General features: G+C 41.5%; 17 protein-coding genes. 4 read left to right on the top strand and 13 right to left on the bottom strand.

The features are described 5' to 3' along the window. Window positions 1–15: 15 nt before the first annotated feature. From BLT29_RS00765 to BLT29_RS00745, 6 genes are all read right to left on the bottom strand, one after another. Window positions 16–519, bottom strand: coding sequence for a BsuPI-related putative proteinase inhibitor (locus tag BLT29_RS00765; protein ID WP_090774400.1), 504 nt, complete (start codon window positions 517–519; stop codon window positions 16–18). Window positions 520–534: 15 nt separating this feature from the next. Continuing rightward, window positions 535–1,356 carry a YitT family protein gene (locus BLT29_RS00760; protein ID WP_090774399.1) on the bottom strand — a complete coding sequence of 274 codons (822 nt, stop codon included), beginning with the start codon at window positions 1,354–1,356 and terminating at the stop codon, window positions 535–537. A 46-nt stretch (window positions 1,357–1,402) separates the two neighbouring features. Next, the gene (locus BLT29_RS13220) at window positions 1,403–1,570 is read right to left on the bottom strand and encodes a hypothetical protein (RefSeq protein ID WP_176763722.1); all 168 of its coding nucleotides are present in this window, start codon (window positions 1,568–1,570) and stop codon (window positions 1,403–1,405) included. A gap of 44 nt (window positions 1,571–1,614) precedes the next feature. Beyond that, window positions 1,615–1,983, bottom strand: coding sequence for a rhodanese-like domain-containing protein (locus BLT29_RS00755; RefSeq protein ID WP_090774398.1), 369 nt, complete (start codon window positions 1,981–1,983; stop codon window positions 1,615–1,617). Beyond that, window positions 1,976–2,587, bottom strand: a complete 612-nt coding sequence (locus tag BLT29_RS00750) for a hypothetical protein (RefSeq protein ID WP_141769822.1) — start codon at window positions 2,585–2,587, stop codon at window positions 1,976–1,978. The genes BLT29_RS00755 and BLT29_RS00750 overlap by 8 nt, the downstream gene beginning before the upstream one ends. Before the next feature lie 82 nt (window positions 2,588–2,669). Continuing rightward, window positions 2,670–4,130, bottom strand: coding sequence for an acyl-CoA carboxylase subunit beta (locus BLT29_RS00745; protein ID WP_090774396.1), 1,461 nt, complete (start codon window positions 4,128–4,130; stop codon window positions 2,670–2,672). Window positions 4,131–4,318: 188 nt separating this feature from the next. On the opposite strand from BLT29_RS00745, the gene asnB reads away from it, so the two are divergent. Both asnB and BLT29_RS00735 read left to right on the top strand, forming a co-directional pair. Beyond that, a complete protein-coding gene (asnB, locus tag BLT29_RS00740) occupies window positions 4,319–6,217 on the top strand; it encodes an asparagine synthase (glutamine-hydrolyzing) (protein ID WP_090774395.1) in 1,899 nt (632 codons plus the stop codon). A 125-nt stretch (window positions 6,218–6,342) separates the two neighbouring features. After that, window positions 6,343–6,786 carry a YhcN/YlaJ family sporulation lipoprotein gene (locus BLT29_RS00735; protein ID WP_090774394.1) on the top strand — a complete coding sequence of 148 codons (444 nt, stop codon included), beginning with the start codon at window positions 6,343–6,345 and terminating at the stop codon, window positions 6,784–6,786. 50 nt (window positions 6,787–6,836) lie between these two features. Here the strand turns inward: BLT29_RS00735 and BLT29_RS00730 are convergent, their stop codons facing one another. Beyond that, window positions 6,837–8,069, bottom strand: coding sequence for an MFS transporter (locus tag BLT29_RS00730; RefSeq protein WP_090774393.1), 1,233 nt, complete (start codon window positions 8,067–8,069; stop codon window positions 6,837–6,839). Window positions 8,070–8,198: 129 nt separating this feature from the next. On the opposite strand from BLT29_RS00730, the gene BLT29_RS00725 reads away from it, so the two are divergent. After that, window positions 8,199–9,977: an ABC transporter substrate-binding protein gene (locus tag BLT29_RS00725; protein ID WP_176763721.1), complete on the top strand. Its 1,779-nt coding sequence runs from the start codon at window positions 8,199–8,201 to the stop codon at window positions 9,975–9,977. Between the two features lie 250 nt (window positions 9,978–10,227). Here the strand turns inward: BLT29_RS00725 and BLT29_RS00720 are convergent, their stop codons facing one another. Further along, window positions 10,228–10,422 carry a hypothetical protein gene (locus BLT29_RS00720; RefSeq protein WP_090774391.1) on the bottom strand — a complete coding sequence of 65 codons (195 nt, stop codon included), beginning with the start codon at window positions 10,420–10,422 and terminating at the stop codon, window positions 10,228–10,230. 127 nt (window positions 10,423–10,549) lie between these two features. On the opposite strand from BLT29_RS00720, the gene BLT29_RS00715 reads away from it, so the two are divergent. Continuing rightward, entirely contained in the window at window positions 10,550–11,245 is a 696-nt protein-coding gene (locus tag BLT29_RS00715; RefSeq protein ID WP_090774390.1) for a hypothetical protein, read from the top strand. A 27-nt stretch (window positions 11,246–11,272) separates the two neighbouring features. Here the strand turns inward: BLT29_RS00715 and yhbH are convergent, their stop codons facing one another. The 5 genes from yhbH to BLT29_RS00690 form a co-directional block, all read right to left on the bottom strand. Beyond that, window positions 11,273–12,454, bottom strand: coding sequence for a sporulation protein YhbH (gene yhbH / locus BLT29_RS00710; protein WP_090774389.1), 1,182 nt, complete (start codon window positions 12,452–12,454; stop codon window positions 11,273–11,275). Window positions 12,455–12,667: 213 nt separating this feature from the next. Continuing rightward, window positions 12,668–13,207, bottom strand: a complete 540-nt coding sequence (lepB, locus tag BLT29_RS00705; RefSeq protein ID WP_245700959.1) for a signal peptidase I — start codon at window positions 13,205–13,207, stop codon at window positions 12,668–12,670. 22 nt (window positions 13,208–13,229) lie between these two features. Further along, window positions 13,230–13,769, bottom strand: coding sequence for a signal peptidase I (gene lepB / locus BLT29_RS00700; protein ID WP_090774388.1), 540 nt, complete (start codon window positions 13,767–13,769; stop codon window positions 13,230–13,232). 122 nt (window positions 13,770–13,891) lie between these two features. Then, window positions 13,892–15,787: a PrkA family serine protein kinase gene (locus tag BLT29_RS00695; protein WP_090774387.1), complete on the bottom strand. Its 1,896-nt coding sequence runs from the start codon at window positions 15,785–15,787 to the stop codon at window positions 13,892–13,894. A gap of 191 nt (window positions 15,788–15,978) precedes the next feature. Next, window positions 15,979–17,463 (bottom strand): potassium/proton antiporter, encoded by a 1,485-nt coding sequence (locus BLT29_RS00690; RefSeq protein WP_090774386.1) that lies wholly within the window; start codon window positions 17,461–17,463, stop codon window positions 15,979–15,981. Window positions 17,464–17,477 lie beyond the last annotated feature (14 nt).

The raw sequence follows: 17,477 nt of genomic DNA, 5'->3' as shown, positions 1-17,477 counted from the left end.
TTAAGTCAACCGATGCTATGATGCAGATGACATATCTTTAATTTCAATTTCAAACGTGTCTGTTAACACGTTTTCATCGCCTAGTTTCTTTAATTCCTGTTGTGAAGGCGTCAAATAAACCGACATTGTGTACGTACCTGCCGGAATGTTTTTTAATGGTACAGTCTCTGTAAATGCTTTTTTCTCATCTGCTTTATAGTGCACCTCAACAATTTGTTGTGTGTACATATAACCATCCGAGTGACGATAAATCATCTCCCCTTGCGCATTTGAGAGGGTGATATCATATACTTGTGACGTTGGAAACACTAACGTTTGCCCTTTGCCCGAAACATTCTCAAGGCTCATCTCAACATGTAACATGTCATCTTTTTGCTCTACATCTACCTCAAACGCCCAAATGTTATCCATATTCTCCGCTCCCCCCGTCGGAATTACATCATCATTTTTCTCTTGCCCGTTACACGCCACCATCAAAAATACAGCCAACACAGCAATACAGCCATGAACAAATTTCAAGTGAAAGCCACCTTTCTAATCTTTGCGAAACAACCCAAACACACTTGCTGTCTCCACAATATTCGTAAACGCATCAGGATCCACTTCGTCAATAATATTCTTCAAAGCATACAATTCATACCGCGTAATGACAATAATGAGCATTTCTTTTTCTGAAAACGTATAACCACCTTTTGCTGGAATACGCGTAATTCCCCTTGTCAATCGCTCATGAATCGCCGCGTTTAATAAGTCGGCTTTCTCAGTAACAACCATCGCAGTCAACTTTACATAACGTGTGTGAATCGTGTCAATAAAACGTGATGTCACATAAATTGAAATTAATGTGAACAATGCTTTTTCTGGGTCTAACAATAAACCCGCAGCAATGACAATGATGGAATTCAACAAGAAGAAAAAGCTCCCAATTGAACGATCCGTATATCTCGCTAAGACGAGTGCCACAATGTCTAGCCCTCCTGAAGAAGCACCCCATTTTAATAACAATCCAGCGCCTGCCGCACCGACTACCCCGCCAAATACTGCATTTAACATAATTTCATTAGACAGCGGATAAACCGGCAATATCTCTAAAAATAACGATGTAAGCATTACGCTCACAAAGCTATATATTGTAAAACTTTTTCCGACTTTAAACCAGCCTAAAATGGCAACAGGAATGTTTAGTAAAAAAAGCAACACGCCTGTTGACATCGGTAATACAAGCGACAGCAACTGGGCGACACCTGTAAAACCACTTGCAAAAACATCTGCTGGAATCAGGAAAAAGTTTAATGCGCATGCGAGTAAAAACGATCCGATGACCAGAATAATGATTTTCCCTAATTCCCTTTTCATCTTACACCTCAAATAATATGACCTCACTCATCAATCGTTTACGAGATCACTTCTTGTCTTCATAGGAACCAACTGGGTGTCCTAACGTGAAGCTTTGCTGTTTACTTGTACGTGCACATGGTGCACATAACTTTCCATTTTTTAAATACACGGCGATCGTCCCGGCTACCATACCAGCGACAGTTGCTGCTATGACTATACACTTCTTATTCAAGTGCATACACTCCTCCCATTATATCCGAATTTATTAAGAACAAACTACTGATACAACTCTTCTGTTTCCACAATAACACGTTCAGCGCCGATAGCTTGCTCTCCATCCCACGCAAGCATGCCCCCATCATAATTCCGCACATCAGCAAACCCTTTTTCTTTCATAAACTGTGCCGTTCGTTGGCTGCGACCACCACTCCGACAAATGAGCACATAACTCTTTTCTTGTTCCATATGAGCAACATGATGCTCGATGACACTCATGGGGATCAACGGTACGCCGGGAATGTGCCCTTCTTCATACTCGTCAACCTCACGTACATCGATCAATACAATGTCTCGATCCGGGTTTTGCATTAATTCCTTTAATCCATCAGTAGATACTTGCACAATCCCATCTTTAGACTTACTCATCTCCGTCTCCTCCTTCTACATCCATATTTTCAATAAATGTAAACGTGTGGTGTGGCAACGCCGTCTTTAATTCTGTCAATGTGAGCGACTCATCATCTAATTTTGCCAATTCAGGAACGATAACTGCATCCACATACGCTTGCATATCGATCGATTGGTCACTTCGAACAATATGTTCATATTTTTTCGCATATGTATACAGCGGTGTATAATCGTTTGTTTCAATACTCACTGACATTTCTTGAGCTGGTCTAATGATTGGTCCGCGCTCAATCACATACAACTTGAATACAGGTGAAAAACTCATGTACCTCATTGATTCACGCGTAATTAATTGTGTTTTTGACTCTGAAAGCAACAAATCAGCGTAAAAAGCACGCGGGAAAGAGAGGGAAATCGCAAAATATAGTGTGACAACCATGACACACGTGAGAAATGTCGCCGCTGCTTCTTTCTTCCCTGCAACTTGTTTTTTTGAACGTCGCAGTTTTCGCCTCACGATGATCAAACTTCCTGCAAGCAGCAAACACATGAGTAGAATAAGACCCGTTTGAAACCACCCTTCTGACACAACGATCATCGATACCAACCTGCTTTCATTCAATCTCCTCTTTATCGTATCACAGGTTTAAACAAGGATGAAAGTAGATTGCTTTTCAATGAGGAAAAAGTTATCTTTTCTTATTTTAAAGTGGCATGTTTCCGTGAGGATACGCAGCAATTTTTTTACATGCCAACACGGCATATGCATCAATGAGGCGCGCCCTCGTCGTTTCTGGCTCAATAATATCATCAATGATGCCCTTCTCTGCTGCTAAAAAAGCGGTTGGCACTGGCGTATCCTCTGTTTCTCGCGACTCAGTGTTAATGACTGACTTAGCCCCATCTGCACCCATTACAGCCATTTCTGCTGTCGGCCAAGAGAAAACAAAATCTGCACCTAGCGCCTTACTATTTAGTGCCACAAATGCGCCACCGTATGCTTTTCTCAAAATGACTGTAATCTTTGGCACAGTCGCTTCTGCAAACGCGTAAATAACCTTTGCCCCGTGGCGAATGAGTCCCCGCTGTTCCTGTTCCGTCCCTGGAATAAACCCACATACATCCTCTAAAACTAACAATGGAATTCGGTAACAGTCACAGAAGCGAACAAAACGGGCGCATTTGTCGCTTGCATCCACATCAATTCCCCCTGCCAAATGCTTTGGGTTATTCGCAACCACCCCAACCGTCTGTTCGTTAAGACGGATAAACCCTGTCACTAAATTTCTAGCAAAGCAAGACGATAATTCCATAAATGATTGCCGATCGGCTAACAATTGAATCACTTCTCTCACGTCATAAACGGACATTTCGTTGATAGGCAAAACATGTGCTAAAGAAGCTACTTTGTCCATATGCTTATGACAAGGTATTTCTTTTCCCGTTGGCATATAGGAAAGGAAGGCTCGGACTTCCTTAAACAATGCTGCTTCATTTTTCGCCGTTACGTGAACATTGCCGCTTTGTGTTGCATGCATACGCGCACCGCCAAGGGATTCCATGTCAACATCACTCCCTGTCACAGCTGCCAACACTTTTGGACCTGTCACAAACATGTGACTTATTTTTTCGACCATAAAAATGACGTCCGTTAACGCTGGTGAGTACACTGCACCACCTGCACATGGACCAAGTATGACCGACAATTGCGGAATCACACCGGAGTATTGAACTTGCTTTCGAAAAATTTGTCCGTAACCGTGAAGCGCTTCAACCCCTTCTTGAATACGGGCACCCCCTGAATCAATCAAACCAATGAGCGGCGCTTTTAACTTCACAGCCATCTCAAGAATGGTCACAATCTTTTCTGCATGTTTTTTTCCAACTGTCCCGCCACATACTGTGAAATCTTGTGCATATAAGCAAACAAGGCGCCCCATGATTGTCGCATACCCAATTATTACCCCATCACCTAATATCGCTGCCTCACCCGTTACAAACCGTAAACACTCGGTAAAACTATCTTTATCAACCAACGCATCAATACGCGCGCGAGCAAGCGCTTTTCCAGAAGCACGTTGTTTCTGTTGACGTGCCTGTCCTCCGCCTTGTAATAGTTCCTCATTTTTCTTATGTAGCAATTTATTTTTGAAATGGTTATCCATCTGTTCCTCCTACACACTTCATCAACTACTTAAATGTACAATGCCCTAAATTCATCGTCCTTAATATCATTGAATTTTTCATGTTTTTTTACATACAAATCGACAAAGTGTCATTTGTTGACAATAACCTTTCGTTTCGGTACGATAAACTCACAAATTATTTCACCTTAAGTGGAGGTTACCTTTTTATGTGTGGTTTTGTAGGAGAAATGCTGAAAACAGTCGGCACCCATGTCCCAGAAGAATTGTGGACGCAATCGCTTGAATCCATTCATCATCGTGGTCCAGACGATACAGGAGAATATATCGATGGGCGTGTGAGACTCGGCTTCAAGCGTTTAAGTATCATTGACTTGGAACAAGGAAAACAACCGTTGTCTTATGCGCAAGCGCGCTATCATATTATCTTTAATGGCGAAATTTATAACTACATCGAATTGAGAGAAGAATTAACTGCAGATGGCTATACATTTGCCACTGATTCAGATACTGAAGTTTTACTGGCGCTATATGCTGCATATGGAGAAGCAGCCGTTGAAAAATTACGCGGCATGTTTGCGTTTGCTATTTGGGATACAGAAACAGAAACATTGTTTTGTGCTCGGGACAGATTTGGCATTAAACCATTTTATTATCTTCACACAGATGAACGCTTTTACTTCGCCTCTGAACAAAAGTCGATTATGCCCATCGTTGCGCATAAAAAGTTGAATCAAACATCATTGCAACATTACGCAACATTTCAATTTGTGCCTGAACCAAACACATTGACTGAGCACATACATAAGCTCTTACCAGGACACACATTGACCATGAAACGCGATCTCTCTATGACCATCACCCCTTACAGCAAACATGCTTTTTCAGAGCAACAAGGGCAATCAATTGAATCGCTTGCAAAAAAAACCGTCGATGTTTTGCGTGACTCAGTGGAAAAGCATATGAGGGCCGATGTACCTGTCGGTGCATTTTTATCAAGTGGCATTGATTCCACAACAATTGTTGCGCTCGCCAAGGAGCTTCATCCTGACTTGAAAACCTTTACTGTCGGCTTTGAAACAGAAGGGTATAGTGAAATTGATATCGCCAAGCAAACAGCTGCATCGCTCGGTGTCAATCACTTCCATAAAGTCATTACTGCCGATGAGTTCGTTGCTGAATTACCAAACATCATTTGGCATATGGATGAACCCGTCGCCGACCCCGCTGCTGTGCCGTTGTATTTTGTGGCAAGAGAAGCAAAAAAACATGTCACTGTCGTTCTTTCAGGCGAAGGGGCAGATGAACTTTTTGGTGGTTACAACATTTACCGTGAGCCACTGGACTTAGCTTGGTTTAAAAAGATCCCGACTCGTCTACAGCCAATGATCAATCGGTTGGCACGCAAGCTACCTCCTTCGGTAAAGGGGCGTAACTATTTTATTCGTGGCACCACACCTATTGAAGAACGGTATATCGGTAATGCCTTCATCTTCTCAGAAGAAGAGAAAGAAGCGTTATTCAAGCATTATGATCCGTCTATCTCTTACACACATGCGACAGCACCATTGTATCACTTAGCGCGCAACTACAACGACTCAACAAAGATGCAGTTTGTTGATATGCATACGTGGCTATCTGGTGACATTCTCGTCAAAGCTGACCGTATGACAATGGCGCATTCACTCGAGCTCCGTGTGCCATTTCTTGATAAAGAAGTGTTTGCACTTGCAAGCACACTTGAACGCGATGTGAAACTAGCCAATAAAACGACGAAATACGTCCTTCGTGAAGCAGTAAAAGAGATCATCCCTGCATCCATCGTCCCTCGTAAAAAACTAGGCTTCCCTGTTCCAATTCGGGTCTGGTTGAAAAATGAACTATACGATTGGGCCAAGCAGCTAATCCAATCGAGTGAAGATGACGTATTCCATAAACCATTTTTACTACGCATGCTAGCAGACCACCGAGACGGCAAAGCCGATTATAGCCGAAAATTATGGACTGCCCTATGCTTTATCATGTGGTATGACATGTACATCGCAAATAAAATTTCTTCATCCACTTTAGAACAAAAAGAGCATCGTCCTGTCGCAAAAAGAAATTAAGTTGCCTACACCCCAAAATGAGCATCTCTCATTTCGGGGTGTTTTTAGCAATAAATGTATAATTTGGAACGAGGAAGGTCACGTTAATAGTGTAAATCATCACTACACTTTGGAGGGAATGTAAAATGAAACTTTCACGATATATCGGCGCGCTATTGGCGGTCATCCTTCTTACGTTAACTGGGTGCGGCAATAATCAAAATGCCACAGATGATACAGATGACACAACAACGCATGATTTAAGATTTGCAGATGCGATTGCCGACAAAGTCACTGACCTTGAAACCGTTGAGCGCGCTAGCGTTTTCGTTACTGAAAATAACGCTTACGTTGGCGTCATGCTAAAAGGTGAAAAAGATCAAGAAGTCACTGAAGAGATCGAACAAGCAGTCGCTGACCAAGTAAGAGAAGTAGACACGACAATTGAAAATGTCTATGTCTCTGCCAACCCAGATGTGTTAGATCATTTCGGCAGTTATGCTGAAATGATTGAACAAGGTGAACCGATTGAAGGCTTCTTTGATGAATTTGACAAGATGATTCAACGGATGTTTCCTAACCGGAAATAACAATATAAAAAAGGTGCTACTCCACATGAGTTGGAGTGGCACCTTTTAAATTAACGTACTGTCCGATAAAAATTTGTTCTCAACATCACAAGAAAAATGACCAAGCATAACACCAGCGTCACCACAAACAAAATGCGCACAGAAAAATATTCTGCCCAAAGTCCGGCCGCAAGCAATCCGGCTGGCAGCATCAGTTTCATTAACATAGAAGATGTACCAGACACCCGTCCAAGCAAATGATTAGGGGTGAATTCTTGTCTAATTGAGAAATAAACGACGTTGGAAATCGTAATAAAAAAAGTTCGGATTGCAAGTGAGATACCAATGACCCACCATGTACCTGCCACGAGAAGGACAACATATCCAATTACTTCTCCTAACATTACATACGTATACACTTTCCCCCGAGGAAACTTATCTGTCATCCGTTTCACGACAAGTGCGCCTAATAGGCCACCGATCGCACTAACACTAAACATGAGTCCAACCTCTGTCTCTGACGAACCCAGGACATCGACCGCAAAAAAGATGAGCACACCTAACACCATACTCGAAGCAAAGTTTTGAAAAATCACCGCCACTGTAGGAGTCAACAATGTACGATTCCCGAATAATTCGCGTACCCCTTCCTTCATATCTGCCCAAAAACTTTGCTTTTTTTGCACATGTTTTACTTCAGGAAAATGCATCAATAAAACCGCCACAAACGACAACGTCACGAACACAAATTGGATCGACAATGTGCCCAAAAACGACGTTGCTGCTAAAACGACGCCCGCGATACCAGGACCAATCATGCGAATAAGCGTATCTATAAAGCTCATTTTTGCATTTGCTTCTGTTAATTGCGTCCTGTCAATCATTTGTGGCAATGCAGAATGAGAGGCATTACCAATAAAGTAACCAGAACTTGAAAAGAGGAACCCGAGTATAAATAACATCCATAATCCAAGTGAATCTGTCCACAACAGTGACAATAACACACATAATACCAACCACTGAACACCGATCATCACGATCATGACCCGCTTCCGCCGCAACCGATCGACGATCACTCCTGCAACCATACCGAGTAATACATTTGGCAAAAACTCCATTACCCTCATACTACTCATTGCCAGTGCGCTTTGAGACATCTCATACACAAGTAAAGGAATGACAATCGTGTAAATTTGTAAACCAATCGCTGCACTTGCTCCGCTCCCCCATAGAAGCAAAAAAGAACGGTTTTTCCATAAAGATGGCACTTTCTCTTCTGTCTGTAAATATTGACGTTGTCCCATTTTTTGTCTCCTTTTGTCTCATAAACTCGCATTTCTTGTCATTTTATGATACAAAAGAAAAAAGGAGAGAAAAAGAACTTATTTTTTCATATTAAAATACACACCTTTTTTCCAAAGGAGCCGATCACGATGAAATTGCATGATCATTATCTCACCTTATTAAACAAGTGGGGCCCATCCTCTCACGACGTTTACATACGCGACATCGCAACAACGATGAAACGTTCGATCCGACACACCAAAATGATTTTGAAACAACTACAACAAGCACAGTGGATTACATGGCTTCCTGGATCAGGGAGAGGCAACCCCTCGAAACTTTCCTTAAACCTTTCTAAAGAAGCACTCTACGAAACGATCATTCGCCAATACATTGAACAAGGCAACATTAAACATGCGCTACAACTCATGGAGGAAGCCCCTTTACAACAATCATTTATTCAGTGGCTAGAAAAACAATTTCATTGGCGAACAGCAAATACAGAGAGCGATAGCATTGACAAACTCTGTTATCCTTATTACTTTCCGATCGACACATTGAATCCTATGTACACGATCACCCGACACGAAGGACATTTAGGGGAACACATTTTTAATCGCCTATTGCGTTATAATCATGATAGCCACACTTTCGATTACGAACTACTACACCATTTCACAGAGAAAGAAAACGGTCGGGTGTGGCACTTTTATTTACGTAAAGGTGTACTTTTCCATGACGGGAGCCGTCTTACCACGCATATTGTAAAGGAAAATATCACCCTTTGGCAAAAAACCTTTACCACTGGCTGGTTGAACGATATGCTGCAGATGATTTCAACCATTGAAATCCATTCTGACTACATAATGACGATTCACCTATGCCAAACAAATCGATTGTTCCCGCACGTATTTACCGGAAACCGGGCGCGAATCATTTCTACTACCTCTTATGGAAAAGACCCTGATCGATTTCAACATCATCCAATTGGTACAGGTCCTTACCAAGTTGATGCTCATCACGATGGCTATATACAACTATCTGCTTTTAATTATTATTTCGGTTTAAGGCCACAACTAGACCAAATTGAGTTGTATCATATCCCAAATCACAAGCGTGGTCATCGCCAAGTCGATTATCGGATTGTTCGAGAGGACACAAAGCACATGAAACATTATGATTGGCACGATACAGAAATTGGGGGTACATACCTTGTTGTCAATCGCCAAAAACAAGGCTGGCACACACATCCAGAATTTCCGAAAATGCTATCCTATGCCTTAGACCGTGAAGCACTATTTGCGGATCACCCGCATTACAATGTTTGGTTTCCCGATAGCTTCTTTGAGCGCTCTCCTGCCACCGGTCCATTACGGCAAAAAAGTCACATCGAGAAAGCGCGGAAATGGTTTTCAGATCAAGGCTTTGTTGGGAAGTCACTGAAGCTTATATCCACATGCTTGAGTCACAACGCCCACTTAGGATATGAATCAAGTGTATTGAAAAAAGCGTTAAAGCCTTTGGGTATCGACTTACATACCGACATTGTCGATATTAACGATCTCACACACCCTTCCTATATGTCTCAAGCAGATTTAATTATTGCTGGAATTGGACTAGGAGAAGATCGCCTCGCCTCGATGTTAAACTTTGTTACTGACAAAACGAGTTTCATTTACACGACATTACCAACCACCACACGCCTGCACGTTGATGCACTACTTAATGATATTTTCATGAGCGCCTCTACGAAAGAAGCGTACCAAAAAATGCGCCTACTCGAGCGCTTTTTACTCGATCACTACGACATTATCTTTTTGTATGATCGGAAAACCCATGTCCATATTGAAGCCGATCACCGCCTTCAAGGCGTTGAGATTAACAGATATAACCGCTTGCGCTACGATCAACTTTGGTATCAGATTTGAGTGGATGATGTGTCGTTTGAAAAACAGGAAAAGCTGTCCTGATCTTTTGAACAGCCTACTTCCTATATCATCGTATACTTGGCGCATGACGAATTGGATCACGCTTGCTGCGGAAGTCATAACAATACTCCCATGAAAAGTAAGCAACAGTAGTTTTTGTATCGCTTGCTGAAGCTCTGTAATATAAATGATCGTCATTGGCGATGATAAAAAAACCATGATCCCAGGGTCACTCCAAAAAAAATATATATTACTCTCTTTTTCTATCTAACCGCCAACGAAATACTAAAGCTAAGAAAAAGAATATAACAAAAGCTACTGAAGTAGTAATCACCATCTTCAACATGTTTTCTATTGGAGACTCAAATAACAGTGCGACCGAGATAATTAAAATGGCACCAATTAAGCCCATTCCTAAAATTAAGATCGCCAAAACTTTGTGCATCAAATCACCTCAAAAATACTCCATAAAAGATTGAAACAAGCTGCCGCTCCAGTGATACTACCAGCTCCAAGAACTGCATATTCTTTATAAAATAAATACTCAAGTCAAATGACACAGGAGGCTCCATATGCATTTGAAACCGCTCGCTCGTACCGTTTTCTTGATGTTTTTTATGTTTCTCTTTATGAAAGCGCACGCAGATGCCCAAGACCGACACACGTTAGAGCCACACACTGTAAGCCCGTTCACAGAAGTGGTGTTAGAGCCTCATCCTGAAGGTGACCGACTGATCGTACGCGGATCAAAAAAAGCAAACGACGTGACAGCCTCTTATCAAGTTCATATTGATCGGACAGCTGGCACCTACACTGTTGAACCACAAGAAGCAAGTCACACGGAACCACCACATATTCATGCTCCTTACCACACCGGTTGGGTGAGTGCGACCACGAGAGACCTTATCGGCATCAATTTAGCGCGTTCTACCTTAAATTTTTCATGGTACGATCACGGTACAACGATCAGTCATAAAGACTCTTCTCTTCATACATGGGCAGCCCATCCTACGCCTCTTGGCACACACTGGTATGTACGTGAGCATCAAAAGAGAGCGCCTTACGCTTATGAAGAGAACACAAAATTACGTGTAAATGCCTATGCATCTTACTACAACTATGATTTCCTCAATAAATACAAAATTACAGAGTCTGATCACTTTATCCAGGTGGATATAAAAAACGATGGCACATATGACTATGTCGTAAACTGGACACGAAGAGGAGAAAGCTGGTTTACACTAATTTTAACGATTACCGTTCATTAGTAAAGGGGCTCCGAGAGCCCCTTTTGTTTATTTCTCCACTATTTGCTCCTCCATCGCTCCTTTTCTGAAAAAATGACGCATCGCATGGTACACATCGCCTTTTTCTTTCAAAATATAGTGCATGAAGCGAGAATCGCTAATGTTTTTATAAGCACCCATTAAGGTGGAATGACGCGAATACCGGTTAACTTCCCCGTAGCCAAACAAGTTTGATCGGTCCATCAGCTTTCCTACAAGATCTAGGCAACGACCGTTATCTGACGTCAAGTTGTCACCGTCTGAAAAATGGAATGGATAAATATTATAAGCATTAGGATGATATTTTTCATCAATTAATTCCAGCGCCCGCCGATAGGCAGAGGAACAAATCGTCCCGCCACTTTCTCCTTTTGAAAAGAAGTCTTCCTCACTAACTACTTTTGCCTCTGTATGATGTGCGATAAATTCGATGTCAACTGTCTCATATTTCGTACGTAAAAAACGGGTCATCCAAAAAAAGAAGCTGCGTGCCATATATTTCTCAAATCGCCCCATTGAGCCGCTTGTGTCCATCATTGCAATGACCACTGCTTTAGACTCCGGTCGAATCGTTTCTGTCCACGTCTTAAAACGTAAGTCATCATTATAAATAGGCATAATTCCTGCATTTCCTGCTAATGCATTTCGTTTGATTGCTGCTAAAATTGTTCTCCGTTTGTCGACATTGCCCATTAATCCTTTTTTACGAATATCATTAAAGGAAATATCTTCTACAATGAATGCATCTTCTTCCTTTTTTTGTAGATTCGGTAATTCTAACTCTGAGAACAACATCTCTTCTAACTCCACAATCGATACAACGGCTTCATAATACTCCTCACCCGCTTGATCTCCTGCGCCACTTCCTTTTCCAGCGCCAGGTTGCTTGGCACCATTTGGATCACGCGCAACAACGTCTCCAACCTTGCTGTCACCTTGTCCTTGTCCAGCATGTTTATTTTTATCATAATTGTACCGAATTTTGTATTCATCTAAAGAACGAATGGGGATACGAACCACATCACGTCCATTTGACATCACAATATTTTCTTCACTCACTAAGTCAGGCAAATTTTTCTTAATCGCTTCTTGAACTTTATCTTGATGACGGCGCTGATCTTGATACCCCTTACGATGGAGGGACCAGTTTTCCTGTGACACGACATATTGCCGACTGTTCGTTTCTTCCACGCTTTTCCCTCCCAAAGACTTGGATTTGAGAAATTTAAGTCACCCTTTTTGCGCACCTTTCATACACTACATTGGCTATAAAAAAACATGTAGTCCTGTTTTCCTTATCCTATGTAAGACAAGAGTAATAGTTGCCAAAAAGTTTCTCGAGGACAAGCCTATTGACATGAAAAAAGCCTGTCTACATAGGCGACAGACTTTCGATCAACATCTTTATTCCATAAATCCCATTTTGTCTAGTGGCCAAAAGCGCAAGCCAGCTTTACCAATAATATCGTTCATATCAATAAATCCAAGCTGTCGACTGTCAGAGCTTTTCCGACGATTGTCTCCGAGGACAAATACATACCCTTCTGGTACGACTGTATGTGATACATAATCAGTTGTATACAAACGCCCATGCACCATCGATGCACGTGCCTCCGCTAAAAAAGGTTCCGGTATCGCTTCATCATTTACATACAATACGTCATCTTCATAACGAATGATGTCACCAGGGAGGCCAATGACTCTCTTAATATAATCTGCGTCTTCACTTGCTTTAAAGACGATCACATCAAAACGTTCAGGTTCACCGAAATAATACGTCGCTTGATTGACAAAGATGCGGTCTCCGGTTGACGCAGTCGGCTCCATTGATACTCCTTTTACCGTTGTGCTCGTCATAATAAATGTGCGAATGACAAACGTCAAGAGGAGCGCAACCATAATAACCTTTAGCCAACTCCATAATTCTGCCTTCACTGTTGCCACAGCAACCCCTACTTTCTCTTATCTATTCCATGAACCCCATTTTATTCAACGGCCAAAAACGTAAACCAACTTTGCCAATAATGTCGTCCATTTTTACCGGACCAATCCTCCGGCTATCTAAACTATTATTTCGATTATCACCAAGGACAAATACATATCCTTCTGGAACTTCTCCGCTTAGTTCATAGTCTTCGGTGTACGCCCAATCTGATCCATTCGCCGCAACAACTTCTTCTAAAAAAGGCTCCGGTACTGCTTCGTCATTTACATACAGCACATCATCTTCATAGCGAATCGTATCACCTGGCAGTCCAATCACGCGTTTAATATAATCTGCGTTTTCGTCTGCTTTAAAAACAATTAAGTCAAACCGCTCAGGCTCGCCAAGTCGATAGCTTAATTTATTCACAATAAATCGCTCACCATTGTAAGTCGTCGGTTCCATTGACTCACCACTTACCACAAAACTTGTGATCACAAATGTTTGAATGACAAGTGTGACAATGACTGCAACAATAATTGCTCTTATCCAGCCCCAAAACTCTGATTTTTTCTCTGCCACAAGTGTTCCTCGCTTTCCTATATATCTCTTATTTTTATAACAACAATGTCCTATATAACGTATCACTTTTTCTAGAAAAGAACAAGAAGAAGCGATCCCAAACAATGAGACCGCGTACTTCATTAGCGATTTAGTAACGAGCCCACATACCGTAATAATTCATTTGCTGACACAGAGTTGTAACCATGCTCATCTATTAAGCGAGCAATCACATCGTTCATTTTCTTTAATTGTGATTCATCTGGGGTTTGGACTGATGTGGTAATTTTGACAACATCTTTTAAATCGGCAAACAATTTCTTTTGAATCGCTTCTCGTAATCGTTCATGAGAATGATAGTCAAATTTCTTCCCTTTCCGTGCATAAGCAGAAATTCGAATCAAGATTTCTTCTCTGAAAGCTTTCTTCGCATTTTCTGAGATGCCAATTTGTTCCTCAATCGACCGCATTAATTTCTCATCTGGTAGCATCTCTTCCCCTGTCAATGGGTCACGTAATTTATTTTTGTTACAATAAGCCTCCACATTATCCAAATAATTTTCCATCAACGTCTTCGCTGACTCGTCGTAAGAATACACAAATGCTTTTTGAACTTCTTCTTTCGCAATTAAATCATACTCTTTACGGGCAATTGTAATATAATCCATATAACGCTCTTTATCTTCTTTTGAGATAGATGCATGCGCATCCAGCCCCTCCTTTATTGAACGCAACACATCTAGCGCATTAATGGACGTCATTTGCTTGCGAATAATTGCTGATGAAATGCGGTTAATGACATAACGTGGGTCTATTCCGCTCATTCCTTCATCATTAAATTCTTCTTTCAATTCTTTTACATCTTGGCTATTAAACCCTTCTACTTCTTCACCGTCGTACAACTTCATCTTTTTCACTAAGTCCATTCCAGACCGATGGGACTCCTTCAGACGCGTTAACACCGTAAAAATTGCCGCAATTCGTAACGCGTGAGGTGCAATATGGACATGAGCCAAATCGCTATCGGCAATCATTTTCTGATAAATGCGCTCTTCTTCACACACACGTAAGTTGTACGGCACCTTCATTACAATAATGCGCGAATGAAGTGCCTCGTTCTTTTTATTCGCAATGAATGACTGATACTCCGATTCGTTTGTGTGGGCAAGAATCATTTCATCCGCCGAAATTAGCGCGAATCTTCCGGCTTTAAAGTTTCCTTCCTGCGTCAAGGATAGTAGATGCCACAAAAACTTCTCATCGCATTTTAACATCTCTTGAAACTCCATCATCCCACGGTTCGCTTTATTTAGTTCCCCATCAAAACGATATGCGCGTGGATCTGATTCTGATCCGAACTCAGCAATTGTTGAAAAATCAATACTCCCAGTCAGATCGGCAATGTCTTGTGATTTTGGATCAGATGGTGAAAACGTACCAATCCCAGTTCTTTTATCTTCAGAGAAAAATATTCGCTTCACCATTACATCTTCAATACGCCCCCCATACTCTGTTTCCAAGCGCATCATGTTCAGTGGCGACAAATTTCCTTCGATGCGAATCCCGTACTCTTCCTGAAAATCTTTACGCAAATGAAGAGGGATCAAATGAAGCGGGTCTTCGTTCATTGGGCAATCTTTAATTGCATATACCGCACCTTCATCAGTACGAGAGTAACGCTCTAACCCCCGCTTTAACATCGTCACAAGCGTTGACTTCCCACCACTTACTGGACCCATCAACAATAAAATACGTTTACGCACATCTAACCGTTTGGCAGCAGAATGAAAGTACTCCTCAACCAATTTTTCAAGTGCGTCCTCTAAACCATAAATCGCATCCTTAAAAAAATGATATGTCTTGTGCCCATTTTCTTCTGTCACGCCAGCGTCTTTAATCATGTTGTACACGCGTGAATGCGCCGTCTGCGCAACCCATGGCTTTTCCTTCACTAATTGTAAGTAGTCAGAAAATGTTCCTTCCCATTGCAAGCTCTCTTCCTCAGCACGATAGTCCTCAATTTTTTTTAAAATATCCATTGCGCGTACCTCCGTCCTCGTATAAGCGAGATTACTTAACGATATGCACGAAAAGCAACGAGCATGCGTGTGATCTGATACAGCCGATGTTCCTCATTTTACTCACACAAAAAAAGACGTCGCCCCAAGAAAATGTGAATTCCAATAGATAAACATTTGTTCACTTGAAACGACGTCATGTTCATATTCAGTTAAACATCTTCACCCTTTTCTACTGCTCGAAACACTTGTTTCAACTGCTTTTTCCGCTTCTTCGGTACAAGCACATATAAAATATCCTTTTCTTGAATGGTTGTCTGTCCGTAAGGTGCAATTAACTGTTCGGACCGAATAATTGCATTGACAAGTGCTCCTTTTGGTAACGTAATCTCCTCTAATGTTTTACCAATGACTGGTGTATCTTCTTTCATCTCTAATTCCACAATCTCAACATTGGTTTTTCCAATTGAAACAAGCTCTAACGAATGTAGCGGTGTGGGCTTTTGCGGCTCCGTTAACTGCAGCTTTTTTGCAACATATGAAATCGTTGAACCTTGAATGAGCGTTGATGTCAGTACGACGAAAAAAACGACATTAAAAAACAATTGACTATGTTCAAGCTCTGCAATGACCGGAAACGTCGCCAACACAATTGGCACAGCGCCTCTCAGTCCAGCCCACGACAAGAATAACTTTTCTTTCCAGCGAAATTTCATCCCAAACATGGACAAAAATACAGCGATTGGACGTGCAACGACCATCAAAATAAGTGACAAGACCATTCCTTTAATAAAGATATTCAGCTCAAATAATTGTGTTGGGAATACAAGTAATCCTAAGATGATAAACATCAGCATTTGCATCATCCAGGCAAATCCTTCATTAAAACGGAAAATAGAGTGCCGATACGTCAAATCTTGATTACCGATAATAAGCGCTGCCACGTATACAGCAAGTAAGCCACTTGCACCGACTAACGCTGTGACACCATATGTAAGTAACGCAAACGCCAAAGCAAATACTGGATACAATCCACTTGAATCCAAATTGATCTGATTAATTGCGTAAGAAGCCAGCTTACCGAACAGAAAACCGAGTAACAATCCTAGACCCATTTGCCACACGAATGAACCGAGCAGTAAAAATATATTTGTATGGCTAATTGTAATCAGCTGAATTAATGATAGTGTCAAAAAAACCGCCATTGGATCGTTCGTTCCAGATTCGGCTTCTAACGTCGCACCTAAACGTGTTTTTATATTTTGCTCTTTTAACACAGCAAATACTGCTGCTGCGTCCGTTGATCCAACAATTGCACCAAATAAAAGCGCTTCCAGCCAACCAACACCTAACACATATTTTGCTGCCACAGCTACAATTGTTGATGTGAATAAAACGCCTACTGTCGCTAATGACAAAGACGGGAGCGCAACTGACTTTACAGTTGCCCACTTTGTTTGTAAACCACCTTCAAATAAAATAACGACCAATGCAAACATTCCAACAAACTGGGCATATTTTGCTTGTTCAAAATCAACATTTACAATATTAAACCCATCACTACCTATCACCATACCAACGAGGATAAACAGGACAAGTGCAGGTACACCGAGCCGTGTTGAAAACTTTGCTGTCAATACACCGGCAATAAACAAAATTGCAATGAGAAGAATGATTGTGTCTGTCTGGAATGCCACCTGTCTTTCCTCCT

The organism is Shouchella lonarensis (assembly GCF_900096965.1).
GTDB classification, from domain to species: Bacteria; Bacillota; Bacilli; order Bacillales; family Bacillaceae_D; genus Shouchella; species Shouchella lonarensis.
The sequence above is the reverse complement of the archived record's forward strand: the minus strand, read 5'-3'. Positions and strand labels throughout refer to the sequence as shown.

Bases quoted from the DNA above. Each gene is read 5' to 3' on its own strand.
- BLT29_RS00760 (WP_090774399.1), bottom strand. From the start codon at position 1,356: ATGAAAAGGGAATTAGGGAAAATCATTATTCTGGTCATCGGATCGTTT.
- BLT29_RS00755 (WP_090774398.1), bottom strand. From the start codon at position 1,983: ATGAGTAAGTCTAAAGATGGGATTGTGCAAGTATCTACTGATGGATTA.
- BLT29_RS00745 (WP_090774396.1), bottom strand. From the start codon at position 4,130: ATGGATAACCATTTCAAAAATAAATTGCTACATAAGAAAAATGAGGAA.
- asnB (WP_090774395.1), top strand. From the start codon at position 4,319: ATGTGTGGTTTTGTAGGAGAAATGCTGAAAACAGTCGGCACCCATGTC.
- BLT29_RS00735 (WP_090774394.1), top strand. From the start codon at position 6,343: ATGAAACTTTCACGATATATCGGCGCGCTATTGGCGGTCATCCTTCTT.
- BLT29_RS00730 (WP_090774393.1), bottom strand. From the start codon at position 8,069: ATGGGACAACGTCAATATTTACAGACAGAAGAGAAAGTGCCATCTTTA.
- BLT29_RS00725 (WP_176763721.1), top strand. From the start codon at position 8,199: ATGAAATTGCATGATCATTATCTCACCTTATTAAACAAGTGGGGCCCA.
- BLT29_RS00720 (WP_090774391.1), bottom strand. From the start codon at position 10,422: ATGCACAAAGTTTTGGCGATCTTAATTTTAGGAATGGGCTTAATTGGT.
- BLT29_RS00715 (WP_090774390.1), top strand. From the start codon at position 10,550: ATGCATTTGAAACCGCTCGCTCGTACCGTTTTCTTGATGTTTTTTATG.
- BLT29_RS00695 (WP_090774387.1), bottom strand. From the start codon at position 15,787: ATGGATATTTTAAAAAAAATTGAGGACTATCGTGCTGAGGAAGAGAGC.